A 12,672-nucleotide genomic window follows, 5' to 3' on the forward strand; every position below is an offset into this window, starting at 1 on the left:
GGCCGGAGGTTTGCACCCGCAGATGATTCATCGCCCGGGCCCATCCCAGCCCCGCTGCCGGCGGCCGCGGTCACGGATGACCTCGGCGACACCTGCGAGGGCCAGCGGGAACGAGACCACCGCGGCGAGGTGCCGCTTCAGGTCGTAGGGATCATCCATCATTGCCCACCCCACGAGCACCCCTGGCAGCCCGACGCAGATGGTCACCCAGACCCTGTTCTCCCGCGCTCCCGACCAGACGGCGGCGGCGATGGACAGGACGGAACCGGCCAGGATGTAGCGGTTGCCGATCCAGACAATTTCCTGCTCCCTCACGGGTGGCAGCCAGATGTGCCAGCCGGCGTGCCATATCCCGTAGCCGATCAGGACCATCGAGGCGAGGACGAGCAGGGTCCAGGCGATGGTCTTCGCCCATCGGCGGCCGGCTGCAGACCAGGCCCCTGCCTGAGTTTTCACAGCGGGCCGTAACTGGCGTTGCCGTAGGGATCCCGCCACGTCGCCAGGTCCGCCTCCACTGCCTGCCGGAGGACCGGGTCCGTGTGGAGACGACGGCGGAACGCCTGCCGGGATCGGCCCATGACGGTAGAGGGGACCAGGATGCAGGCAGTCAGGATGGCTGTGAAGAGCAGGAACGATCCGATCACCGCACCGATTGTCCCGTTGGCGACCGCGGATGGGACAGTCGTGGCAAGAATGGCACCCGAGATGGCATCGAGCACGCACACCATCATGATGCCTCCCCTGGCATTCCCCGGCCCCCGCGTGGCAAGGGTGCGACTGGTGTCCGGCAGCGTTCGGCGGACGCGCTTCCAGGACAGGAGGCCTGCTGCCGTCAACCCCGTGCCGGCCAGGACAAGGACGATGACCCAGGCGATGCTGCCCGGCAGCGCTGCGATGAGTGCAGCGGCCCCGACCAGGACCGGGCCTCCGGCAATGGCGCCGCTCCAGGCAGCTGCCAGCGTCCCCTGGGCGTCGGCCAGCTCCCGCAGACGGGACGGTGCCTCCGGCGGGCTGACCCGTGCCAGTTCCGGTGAGAGCCAGTAGTCGAGTGGGTGCTTGGGCTGGTCCGCCGGCCAGCGCACTTCTGGAAGCGGCCCTGTCACTTGCCAGCCAGTTCGCTGCGGCGGAACGTGGCGGCGATGTTGAGCTTCCGCCCGTACTCGATGGAGCCGTAGCGGAACAGGTGGACGGCCAGGCGCAGGATGGCGATGCCGACGACGAAGAGCTCGACGATGACGATGCCGGCCTCGTAGGGGCTGAGGGTACCGAAGCCGTTCCGGAGCAGTGCGGTGACCGGTGCGGTCAGCGGAAAGTAGGTGAAGATCTGCACGATGAGGGCTTCGGGGTTGGAGATGACCAGGCTGAATGTGTAGAAGGGGATGAACATCATGGCCATGAGCGGCCCGAAGATGGTCCCCGCTTCCTTGGCGGTGGGCATGATCGCGCCGATGGCCACGAGGGTGCCGGTGAAAACCGTGAACCCGCCCAACAGGAGCAGGGCCCCGGTGAGCATAGGCCCGGGTTCGAAGACCAGGGAGGACAGACTCATGGCCGGCAGGGCCAGGGAGTCGCGGAAGAACAGGTAGGCCAGCCCGACCGGCGCCAGGAACACCATGATCTGCACCAGCCCGACCATAAACAGGGAGATGATCTTGCCGGTGATCAGGGTGGTTGGGTTCAGGGTCGTCAGGATCATCTCGGTGACACGGTTCTCCTTCTCCTCCAGGGTGGAGTTCAGCATCTGGTTCGAGAGCAGGATCATCGAGATATAAAAGACGACCAGGAACAGCAGGGGCGGGATCACTCCCCCGATCCCTGCGGCGGTGTGGCCGTCCTTGAACGTCTCGGAGTCGAACTTCACCTTGCCGGTCAGGGCTGCCGTCAGCTGGGGTGAGCCGACCGCGTACTGGGCCGATGCCTCCAGCAGCTGCTTGGCCACCGCCTCGTACTTGCCGTTCTCGAACATGCCCTTGTCCGCCCCGTAGACCTTCACCGCCTCCCTGGTGGGGTCGGCCGGGAACTGGAAGTAGGCCTCGCTGGAGCCATTCTTCACCGCTTCGATGGCGGCGGCCGGGTTGTCGGTGTAGGTCCCGCCGGCGGCCTTGGCGCCGGGGGCCATGATGATCCCGGAGGCGTCGCTGTACGTGAAGGCGAAGCGGGCGCTCTTCTGGGCCTCGGCGCTGTCCTTACTGCTGGCATTGGATGCGAACACGAGGGCGAAGACGACGATGAGCAGGATTGGGATCGCCAGGGTGGCGATGGCGAAGCCGCGCTTCTTGATGGTGCGGACGAATTCGAAGGCGACGACGGTGCCGAGGTTGTGCTGTGCCATGTCTAGTCCTCTGCCTGGTGTTCGCCGTAGACCTTGATGAATATTTCATCCAGTGAGATTCGTGCCGGGGTGAAGGACCGGATCGCGGCCCCGGCCTGCACGAGCTCGCGCAGGACTTTCTCCTCGGACGCCCCCTGCCGCGGGGCCAGCTCGGCCCGGCCATCATCATCGGAGACGACGTCGAACAGGTGCGAGGCCGGCAGGACACCGTCATAGGTGACCCGGTAGACAGTGCCGCCAAACTCCTCCTGGACCTCCTCAACCGTGCCGTAGGCGCGGGCGACACCGTCCTTGAGCAGGATCACCCGGTCACAGAGCCGCTCGACTTCCTCCATCTGGTGGGTGACCATGATGACGGTCGCCCCGCCCCGCCGGTGCTCGTCGATGATGTCCATCAGCAGCCGCCGGTTCACCGGGTCAAAGCCCTTCGTCGGCTCGTCCAGGATCAGCAGCTCCGGGTTGTTCATGATGGTCACGCCGAACTGGACTTTCTGCTGCTGGCCGCCGGAGAGCTTGTCCAGCCGGGTCTTGGCCTTCTCCGGGATGCCGACCCGCTCCAAATAGGACTCCGACCAACTCTTGGCCGCGGCCTTGGACAGGCCCTTGAGCCGGCCGAAGTAGACCATCACGTCCAGGACGGCTTCCTTCTTGTACAGGCCGCGTTCCTCGGGGAGGTATCCAAGGCGTGCGCCGTCGCGGGGTTCGAAGGTTTTCCCGCCGATGTGCAGGGTCCCGGCGGTGGGCCGGTAAATGCCCAGCAGGGCCCGCAGCGTCGTGGTCTTCCCCGACCCGTTGCTGCCCAGGAACCCGAACGTCTCCCCCGCCCGGACATCGAAGGACAGATCCCGGATGACTGTGGTGTCCCCGAAGACCATCCGGAAATCCTGAATGTGTACAAGCGGCTCAGCCGCGTCCCCCAACGTCATGGCCTCAGCCTATCTCCGGCAAGTGGGTCCGTCGCCGGAACGCATGCGTAGGGGGCCTGCCAAACGCGGTACACCCGGGGCCAACAACCGGTCCGCGCGCTTCCACATACAAATGGACGCGATGCGCATCCTCGCGTCCCTGCCCAGACCGGTCTCAACCACCAGGCCCACGGCTTTTGAACAGATCCAGTAAGAACAAAGGCCCAGTGATGCTGACGCTGGTGGAAACCTCAGTCGTGGAAATCTCAGCAGAAGTCGCCTGGAGCGGGAACACGTTCCGCTACGCGGTCACCATCTGCCGGTCCGTCCCGAGTTGCATCCAACGGAAATCGACCTCCCCGGTGAAGGACCAGCCGTGGGGCTATTGCGCTGGCGATCGAAGGCTGTGCCGTTTGACTCCGGGAGTCAGTCCGTCGTCTCTTCGACTCTGACTTCGTTGATTCGGCGGCTGTACCCTTCCAGCATTGCTTCGGTGTCGGGATCGTAGTTTAGGTACTCATCGGCCAGTGCTTCGTCGTTGGGGCGGCGGGTCCGGGTAGGTTTTTGCTGTGTCCCCGCCTTCAGCCGCGGCAGCTGCCGTAGTCGCCGTTTGACGTCCAGCAGCGCGTCCACAAACTCTTCGGCCCAGCTCTTGGCTTCTTCCAGGCTTACGGTTTGGAAGATATGCCGTTCACCGCGGGCGAGGACATTGACACCCTGCTCATCGTCGAAATGGATGCAATACCTTCCCGCACTGCAGTTCGCGAAAAGACTGCCATCATTGCGTGAGAACCATACGAGCTTCATAACGTCCCCCTATTCGGGCCGTGCGGCATTGCCTGTGATCCATCAACGCTCGCACTCCGCGGTGGGCCCGCGCCACACTTGTCTGTACTCGTTTTTGCGCCGTGAGGGCGGCCATGGGTACCCGCGCGTGGATCGCTTCCGCCTCCGAGAATATCTACGATTCTGAGTGACGGACTCCGATACGTCCCCTGCCAGAACTGGACCCGCAGGACGTGCAGCTATCTGGACCGGTAACCTGAAGTGGAATGCGCTCGGCCCAGGCCGCTTCTTGCCGGACCGTCAAACCGGGGCCATCACTCCGCTTCGTCTAGGTGGAATTCCACGCGGTACTTCATGAACCGGATGTTGCTGGTCATCGACAGGGCCCGCTGGATCCGCAGGTCGTCTTCCTGGGCGATGATGACGCCTTCCACGCTCTGGCCGGGTTCGAGCAGCTCGGTGTGGACGAAGCCCATGTAGCGCTGGATCTGGCCGACAACGGCATCGCTGGCCCTTCCCCTCTTCAACTCCACGACGAGGAGCCGGGTCCGGTCCTTGCTGATGGCCAGGATGTCCATGGGGCCGGTGTCGGAGGGGTACTGCCGGCCGACGGGCTGCCCGTCCTCTTCGTAAATGTCGTACTCGCGGCCCAGGGAGGTGTTGGCCCAATTGTGCACCAGGAAGTCTTCGAGCTGCTTTTCCATCTGAAAGGCCAGCTGCTCCTGCACCTCGGACGCGATCGCCTGCACTACCGGCTGCCCAGGTTCGGCAAGCTGTGTGAGGGTGGCCAGCTCGGCGGCGTGGGCCTCGAGCTGGAACACTGTCATCGGGACCGCGGCCGTGGAGGCCAAGGTCGGGCTCATGTCGTCCCGGTTGATCGAGCCTTTCCAGTCCACGGGCCGCCGGTGCGGAAGGTCGGTGCCGGGGTGGTATTCGTACCCGCCGGCCACCGTCCCGTACTGGTAGGTCCGGTCCGGCTTGGGTGCCAGGACCAGGTCGCCGACAGCGATGCCCTCGGAGGCGGCCCACAGGTTGCCCATGGCCAAGCCGACCGATACCCGGGTCTTCTCCGGGTACATCTCCTGGTAGATGTCATTCATGGCTCCGCGGAATACCTCCGCTCCCCCGCCCAGGTGCGGCCGGATGTCATAGTCCCCGATGAAGTCCACGCCGATGTACCCGTTACGGATCATCTCGTCGGCAAACTGTCCGCCGCGGCCCTGCCGGACCACCCATGCTGCTGTCATTGCTCTCCTGCGTCTCCTGTCCCGTCTATGGGGACGCTGTTGAAGGTATCAGGGTCAGACGCCGGGTAGTGCAAGTTTCAGGCCAAACGAGTCCTTGCACGATCAAGGCTGCCGATAAGGCGCTCAGCTCAACCTGGTCTGGTAGCGCTGTACGACGTCACCCTTGATGCGTCCGCGTGCGTTCACCTCGATGCCGTTCTCTGCTGCCCAAGCACTGACGGCCTTTGTGTTGGCCGCCGGCGGGAGGAGACGGACAGAAGGGGCATGCTTCGTGGCGCCCGTCTTGCGGCCCGCGTCCACGAAGTGGGCCAACAGTCCGCGTAGCTCGTCAGCGTTTGGTCCTGCAAGGTCGATTACGTAGTCAGTGCCGTCTAACCCAAAGTGGATAATTTCAGTCGCCGCTGATCCGTCGAGGTCATCAATGAGTTCAATCACTGTGCGTGTAGCCATCCGATGATCCTAACCAGCCAGCAGCCTTACCAGCTGGAGCGACGCTGGAGCGGACACATGGGATCGACCAGAAGAGCCCACCCGGTCGGCAGCGCCGATGCGGTACTCCATGAGCGCGAAGCCGTTGACGGCACGGCTCGGTAGCGGGGCCTTCAGCTCCAGAGCTTCAGCTTGCCGTCCCGCACCTCAAGCGCCCGCTCCAGCTTGTCTAGGCTGCACTTGTGGTCATCGCTGCTCATCCTGCTGCCGGGAGAGAGCGCGGGCCGTCCTCCTAGACCAGATACGGATCGGCTGTGCCGATCAGCGAAGTATCGGCGAGGAAAAGAAGGAGCCGGCTGAGGCGCCGTCTTTGTGCTCCCCGCGGCCAGCTTCACGCCCCGGCGGCTGAGTTCCGGTACCGGGCAGCCGTTGACTTGCTGGACCACGTCACAATCAGACAGAGAGGGCGCAGCTACACGAAAGAGATATTGTCACCCTTCGGCGGACGAACGTTTGCCAGCCAGAACCTTCTCGCGCATACGACCCTCAGTGCGACTTGGCTCAGCAGGGGTTTGCGACGCGTCAGACTCCCTCGGGTCCTTGAGCCCAAAACTCTTCACCAAAGAACCGCCACCTGAGATGACCACGTAATCGACGCCTCGCAGCAGTTGGCCTCTGGTTGTTATGTCGTTGCTTCGCTTGGACCGTTTGATCCTTGGATGAACCAATTTCAACCTCCTGGGCTAGGTATATTCTACGACGAGTTCCGGTTGATGCCCTCTGATTCGCCAATCAAAGCGGAAATACATGAACCATACGCTTACTGCGGCAACTAGAGCCACAACGACCCACCATGCGCCCTCCCACACCGTTGGCTGGAGCCGGACTGCGGCAAGACCGGCAACAATGGTCAAGGCGAGAGCGCTCAGGATGAGCATCCCTCGTAGCGGGCCCACCATTCGGGCTACAAGGCGATGCTCAGGCAGACGACTCATCCATGAAATCAGCAATGCTGGCCCAACCAGCAGGATGGAGGCAGCTGGGGAGGGAATCGTGTCAGGCTCCATCTTCAAGAAAAACTGATCAAAGAGCCGGACCAAGCTTGCGAAAACCACGAGGGCAACAACGCTGATCAGCGTCCATTGAGTGAAGAAGAAAAGTCCTTGCCTCGCGACAGAGATCTCTGCTCTCAGGACCCCAACCGCCTGCGGAGTCGACGGCTCGATGTTGACGTGACCGACGCGTCCCTCAGGAAATGACTCTGCAAATTGGTCACCACTTCCGTCCTCCGCCTCACCAATCTCTGCCAGGGTGAGAGAATCCACAACGAGCCCGGCCGGGACTTCGACTTCCATGTGGTGACTCGCAGCGAACCCTAGGTCGGGGACAGGCTGCAAAATAACGAGCCGCTTCGTCCCAGAACCGCGGCTATTGGGTGCAGCTTGATCTAGAGCGTATTTGAGAATCAGCCGCTGACCAACGAGTTCTTCCTTGACCTCGACTAAAAAAACAAAGTTGGTCAGCATCTGCCCTACAAGGGCGTCAAAATCTTCTATCTGCTGCCGGGCTGCTTCATCGAGGACCTTATTCCCCAGAGCATCGTCCCGCCACACCTCATACCTGTCCCCCGTCTCATCAATAGAGTCTGTTTGGCACGACGCAATGGCGAGAAAGAGTTCTCTACGAGAGGACCTAGACCAGACGGCCTTTAACGTGGGCGGAAGTTTTTCCTCGAGCATCTCAGCAACTAGTTTGGCATGTTCCTGACGGCCTAAAACAGGGACAGGTTTTCCTTCGTGCGAAGTGTTTAGGCGTTGCTTGGGCCCCTTCTCAAGAACTCCTAGAGGGATCAACACGTGGCCTTTTGAGCCAGGTATAACGCGGTCTTTTGGGAGGGTTAGATCCACGGACACGAATCGCCTGGTAGTCCCGTCTACGTCCAAGCGCAAAGCATCAACGCGTCTATGAACCCAGTTTTGGGATTGCGTAAGAAGTAGATTCAGCGTTTCTCCGACAGCTACACCACCCCGCCGCCTGGCTGTCAATATGCTCACAATCGAATGGTGCCACACTTCTCCAAAATGAAGACAGAGCTGCACCCGCGATTCGAAAATTTGCTGGTCGATGAGGAATACGCTGGCACAGCTTGTTCGTAACCTGCCATCAAGCTCCGAACTCATCGTTAGCGTCTGATGTTACGAATTGGCACTGGGTGCTGGGCACATCATCACGCTGTGGGTCGTGCAGTGTCGTGGACATGATTTACAACGACCGCTAGGGGATCAGCTTGCAGGACGCTCAGGTGGGAGAGCTGCAGAATTAGTGCAGAGGGCGTCCTTGCGAACCCCCAGCGGCCGATGCTGCCGCTGCACCAACGGTGATCCACGGGAGTAGCATCACGGGCTGCCAGCCATAAGCTAAGACGCTGCCCAACACCCAGAACATAAGAGCCGGTACAACTGCATCTTAACAATTGTTAAGGTCAGGAAAATGTTGTCCCATAATTGTTAAATTTCTGCCGTTCTGGACACAGCAACCGTGATTACGAAACACACGAGCGGGACCACCAGCAGGACCGCAAGGAACTTGAACTCGACTAGGGCGCTTCCCTGTTAATGCGGGCGGCCCGTCTGCCGAACCGAGTGGGCGCGGATGGATAGTCTGGATTCGGCGTCAGGTGCGGCCAGTTAGATGTGGCAAGAAGGTTGAGTTCCTGAGCCTAAGTCCAGGGACTCGCATACCTTGGGCTCATGCTCGAAGGGAGGTCCGCGCAAAAGGGTCAAGGGAATTGTTGGGTTGGAATTTGAGTGACCTCCCACTGCTTCATACCGAGACCCACAGGGTCCGCAGCTGCACGGCACACAGCTATCCAGATTGTGACGGGCAAATCCCCTGCCCATCCTATGGTCGCCTCAGGGTCACCTTGATCCTGGAGTCTGCACCTACGGGGAACTTAGAAACGATTCCACCGCCATGAAGGGCTTGCAGGATTTTTCGGTGCTCCGGCGTATCGGAGAGCCGGGTCACGGAGTGGCCCCTATCGGCAATACGGGAGTAAGGATCGCCCAGCTTGCGGAGTGATTCCTGCAGTTGATCGACCGTGAGTCGGTCGATTGCATCTGCCAGCAGTCTTACCACGATGGATGCGCGTACGCCGCCGGTGAGCACGAGTTCGATTCCTGATGCATTTAATCTAAGACGTCCGTGAAGGGCCTCCTGAGCGACGGCTTCGTAGGCGTCCCTCGGCACCTTTGGAAAGGTTCGCAGCCCATTAACAACTAACCGCCGAAGGTCTTCGCCGATGTTCTCGCTGAGCAAGAGCGGAGCTATATGTTCGGGGGCCAAAGTCTCTGGTGACAGTAATTCGGGGTACTGGCTCGACTTACTTATCGCGTGTTCCAGGGTAGGCCAATCCGTCATCAGCCTGTGCTGAAATGCCTCTGCATCGTCAGCGATGAGACCTGCTTCGATCAGGTTTCCAATGAAGTTGCCGGGGTCGGGCTCAATGGATGCAGTCGGCAGCTCATCAGTTTCCAATGATCTTGCCAATTCGAGGCGGTGGTCAGGATTCGGCAGAGCTTTTGACGCGTTCAATATAGAGAGCGCCAGCTCTGTTCTTTCCTGAAGTTCGGCACCGTCGGTCTCCAAAATCTCTGATACAGCTTCCAGGGACTTGGCGAGATGGGCGTCGACGTCCCCTTGCCACTGAACATAGGCCGCGACGTTCCGATATGTCATCGTGGTCCGTCGGCCTCCGACGAGCGCGGGCCAAGCTCCGTTCGGCACATCCTCAAGGTCAACGACTCGACAATCCGGGTGTGCTTTGGAGACGATGAAGGCGTAGTCGGCTTCCCGCCATTCCACGTGTTCGTTCAGTATGGCTACGAAGCTTTCCGGGTCCTCCACGACGTAGGTAGTCGTAGGCGAGTCGGCATGGGCAGACTTGTAGTCGTCAATGTTCGCTAAGGCATGGAGGTAAATGGTCTTGCCAAGTTTCCTGAGCCGGTCCAAGGCGATGTTGTTCGTCTTGCTAATGCGTTCCAGATTTTCCGCTGACACTTTGTAAGCGGTTGTCTCGGCCAGTTCTGCGCAGGCGGCGTCAGAAAGGGCACTTACACTGCCCAGCTGAGCACCGACTGCAACTACGAAGGCCACCAACTCTTTGGGAGTTGTAGTGCTTACGCCGTCGACGAGGGCCGGGAACTGCATGTAAGCGGATTCCACGAACGTCTGTAGTTGCTGGGAGTTGTCGTACTGGGTGTTGGCCCGACGCGCTCCGGCAGCGGCGTCAATCGTTGTCGCCTTTTCAGCTGCATCGAGGGCGGGGTGTGCAGCAAGGAGGGTGAAGATCGTGAGCAGGAAGGGGGCCAATTGCCCAGCGAACGCTGCTTTGTACGTCCCTGCGCTCAGATAGTGGTCGATGAACTTGCTCTCAGTCTCACCTCCAGAGGCCAAGTTTTTAGCCAAGGTGGCTGCGTCCCCTGGGCGCTGGACAAGTAGATGGTCGAGTACCGAGATGTTGAACATGCTCCGCTCATTAAGGACCGATGGGCCTTGGTCCCGGATGATCGCTTCGACGTCTTCACTGTCCAGAGGGTAGTCGGCGTCTGCCACTCCGCGGTCTACGCATCGCAGGATGTAGGTCATGGCATCGGGCCGGATCAGCTGCCCGTAGAACGAGGAAACGTGGAGGGTGAAGTACGGGGTGATGTAACCTCCGATCACAAGGTCAACTGCGAGTCGCGAGGGCATCAGGACTTCGGCTATGCCACGGAAACTAAGCGAGGCGTCCCCTTCGAATGCCGAGTGTCTGAACTCGGGCCGTTCGATGAGCTGCTTCCATGTGTGACGGCGGAGGAACCCAGCATTCAGCTGTCCCTGTTCAATTGTTCTCTGATCACTAGCGACAGCTGAGGCGGAGAAGGGTTCTACGTCAATGTCCTGACCGATGAGCGTCTTCACCGCGTCGGAGGAAAGGATCATCTGGGCGGCGTGATTGTAGTAATCCCTAACGGTGAGCGAGAGTGTGGATTCGCCGGCCGCGAGCTTCTTCCAGAATGCAGGCTTCGAAGCACCCGCCTTGTCGAGAGTCTGGTTATCGACCGTAATTGTCCCGTTTACCAGACTGGAACCCCTGGCTTTGGCCAGACTGTCGATGACGTCCTGTAGTCGTGTTGCTAAGAACGACGCCCTTTCCTCTGCTCCTTGTTGGGTTTGGACACGAACGCGCAGCTTCTCATTGTTGTTTCGAATGCTCTGCAGGTTATGGGTCACGAGCGCACGCCACGAGTCATACAGCTTGTCGAGGGAAGATGTGCCGAGCCGTATGGCTTCGAAATCAGCCATGTGGGCGTTCTTGAAGAGGATCATGGCGAACAATCGATCCTCGTCAAGCTCTGGCACGGGGTTCTCAACTTTGAGGAGCCGGTGTTCGAAGACTTCGTATTCATTGACGATATTGTGAATGAGCCGCATGTCTGCGACGTGGCGGGCGGCAAGATCGATCACGTCTTTTGAGATGCTGTGACCCCGAGTTGTCAGGAGGTCATGCATGAGATCTCGGGCGTTCTTGTGGGTGATGAAGGGGACGACCGGGACGACGAGCTCGAAGAATTTTGTTCGGTTAGCTCTCTTCAGTTCTGCGCGCGCTTCGTCCGTGACATCACGGGCTTCGCGGCCAAGACTTTCAAAGACGCTGTCCTTGACGGCGTAGATAAAGCGTATGTTCCTTCCGCCCAACTGCTTCGCCGAGTTCAGCAGGCTGTTGAGGGCACGGAGGGCCTCGAAAATTCTGGGGTCGTTGAACCGGTCAAGATCTTCGATAATCAGGATGTCGCACGCTTTATTAGTTTCGAAGAAGTAGATGATCTCGTCGAGATACTCGTCAAAGTAGCTCGAGGAGCGTGGCGGCAACGTAATCGTCGCTGGGCCAGCGCTTACCTTCTCAACGCCTAACCTGCCGTGAATGAACAACCTCGCGACGAGCACGGCTATTGCAACAAGCAGCGGAATGGCCATATATATTCCTAGGGTCCGCAGCCAGCCTGGGAGCGGTTCCACGGCCCGACCAACATCAGGTAGGGCTGAAATATCGAGGCCAACGGCAATCAAAGCAACAAGACCGAGGAGACCCGCCAGAAGGGCCCATGCCATCTCGCGCCACCACCGGAACCGCGTAATGCGTCGAAAGCGAGACTCCGGTGCAGCTGCTGGGCGCTGTTGATACAGAAGCTGCTTGACGATTTCTTTCTGAATACGGTTTGTGGTGGTATTTGCAGCGGGATTGGTGTCGATGCCGGTCTGCGGCGGGTTATCCGGCTCTATGCCAAGTGTCAGCAGAGACACCTCCAGAACTCGATTGCCGAGTTGGCGGCTGAACTCTCCTAGAATGCTGCTCTTTCCGGTGCCATACGTTCCAGAGAGGGCGATGTTTCGCACAGTGGGTTGCTTTTCAATGGCATGGCGAAGAACCGAGACGTATGCACCGTGCTGCCGTTCGTTGTATTCCGGAGCCAGAGGGTGCAACTCAGGAACTTCAGCGTTCATAACACCCTCTGGCTCCATCTTTCCCGCGCCGATGCGTAATCGATACCGCTGCGAAAGTCTTACTAGACTGTGAAGAAACATGAACTTTCTCTGCTTTCCTGCGCCTGGTCCGACGCCTCAGAACGGGGACACGGAGTCGCGTAGCAGCCCCCAAGCATGAGCCGGAGGGGATTGCTTCTGGCTCGCTCGCTCACTTTGGTTGGCGCTTGATGAAGGCGGCCATTCCGGGAACGGTAAAGGCAATGACGCCATGTTCTGGCGCATAGACGAGCCCCTTGGCGATCAGGTTTGCCCGGATCGGTCCGAAGCTGGCAGGTCCTCGTCCTAGCCGCGATGCTACTTCTCCCGAAGAGCTCCCTTTGTCGCCGTCTTCTGCCATAGCTCGGAGGTAGTTTTGCTCGGCCCTGGTTGCACGGCCCCAGCGGGC

General features: G+C 60.2%; 9 protein-coding genes. All 9 read right to left on the bottom strand.

What is annotated here, in order from left to right; genetic code table 11:
• Positions 1–27: 27 nt before the first annotated feature.
• Complete coding sequence (locus tag FBY36_RS20065; RefSeq protein ID WP_235008915.1) at positions 28–456, bottom strand: hypothetical protein; 429 nt, start codon at positions 454–456, stop codon at positions 28–30.
• Positions 453–1,103, bottom strand: a complete 651-nt coding sequence (locus tag FBY36_RS20070) for a hypothetical protein (protein ID WP_235008916.1) — start codon at positions 1,101–1,103, stop codon at positions 453–455. The genes FBY36_RS20065 and FBY36_RS20070 overlap by 4 nt, the downstream gene beginning before the upstream one ends.
• Positions 1,100–2,332 carry an ABC transporter permease gene (locus FBY36_RS20075; RefSeq protein WP_142122291.1) on the bottom strand — a complete coding sequence of 411 codons (1,233 nt, stop codon included), beginning with the start codon at positions 2,330–2,332 and terminating at the stop codon, positions 1,100–1,102. Before FBY36_RS20075 ends, FBY36_RS20070 begins: the two co-directional genes overlap by 4 nt.
• A 2-nt stretch (positions 2,333–2,334) precedes the next feature.
• On the bottom strand, positions 2,335–3,258 hold the full coding sequence (locus FBY36_RS20080) for an ABC transporter ATP-binding protein (RefSeq protein WP_142122293.1): 924 nt from the start codon (positions 3,256–3,258) through the stop codon (positions 2,335–2,337).
• Positions 3,259–3,663: 405 nt separating this feature from the next.
• Positions 3,664–4,044, bottom strand: coding sequence for a hypothetical protein (locus FBY36_RS20635; protein ID WP_160141922.1), 381 nt, complete (start codon positions 4,042–4,044; stop codon positions 3,664–3,666).
• Positions 4,045–4,337: 293 nt separating this feature from the next.
• On the bottom strand, positions 4,338–5,270 hold the full coding sequence (locus tag FBY36_RS20085) for an endonuclease NucS domain-containing protein (protein WP_142122295.1): 933 nt from the start codon (positions 5,268–5,270) through the stop codon (positions 4,338–4,340).
• 123 nt (positions 5,271–5,393) lie between these two features.
• Positions 5,394–5,720, bottom strand: a complete 327-nt coding sequence (locus FBY36_RS20090; protein WP_142122297.1) for a histone-like nucleoid-structuring protein Lsr2 — start codon at positions 5,718–5,720, stop codon at positions 5,394–5,396.
• A 722-nt stretch (positions 5,721–6,442) separates the two neighbouring features.
• Positions 6,443–7,438 (bottom strand): hypothetical protein, encoded by a 996-nt coding sequence (locus tag FBY36_RS20095; RefSeq protein ID WP_142122299.1) that lies wholly within the window; start codon positions 7,436–7,438, stop codon positions 6,443–6,445.
• Between the two features lie 1,162 nt (positions 7,439–8,600).
• A complete protein-coding gene (locus FBY36_RS20100; protein ID WP_142122301.1) occupies positions 8,601–12,245 on the bottom strand; it encodes a YobI family P-loop NTPase in 3,645 nt (1,214 codons plus the stop codon).
• Positions 12,246–12,672 lie beyond the last annotated feature (427 nt).

It is taken from the genome of Arthrobacter sp. SLBN-122, from assembly GCF_006715165.1.
Classification (GTDB): Bacteria; Actinomycetota; Actinomycetes; order Actinomycetales; family Micrococcaceae; genus Arthrobacter.

What these genes read in the sequence shown, in the direction of transcription:
- FBY36_RS20075 (WP_142122291.1), bottom strand. Translation starts at nt 2,332, where the DNA reads ATGGCACAGCACAACCTCGGCACCGTCGTCGCCTTCGAATTCGTCCGC.
- FBY36_RS20080 (WP_142122293.1), bottom strand. Translation starts at nt 3,258, where the DNA reads ATGACGTTGGGGGACGCGGCTGAGCCGCTTGTACACATTCAGGATTTC.
- FBY36_RS20635 (WP_160141922.1), bottom strand. Translation starts at nt 4,044, where the DNA reads ATGAAGCTCGTATGGTTCTCACGCAATGATGGCAGTCTTTTCGCGAAC.
- FBY36_RS20085 (WP_142122295.1), bottom strand. Translation starts at nt 5,270, where the DNA reads ATGACAGCAGCATGGGTGGTCCGGCAGGGCCGCGGCGGACAGTTTGCC.
- FBY36_RS20090 (WP_142122297.1), bottom strand. Translation starts at nt 5,720, where the DNA reads ATGGCTACACGCACAGTGATTGAACTCATTGATGACCTCGACGGATCA.
- FBY36_RS20095 (WP_142122299.1), bottom strand. Translation starts at nt 7,438, where the DNA reads ATGCTCGAGGAAAAACTTCCGCCCACGTTAAAGGCCGTCTGGTCTAGG.
- FBY36_RS20100 (WP_142122301.1), bottom strand. Translation starts at nt 12,245, where the DNA reads ATGAACGCTGAAGTTCCTGAGTTGCACCCTCTGGCTCCGGAATACAAC.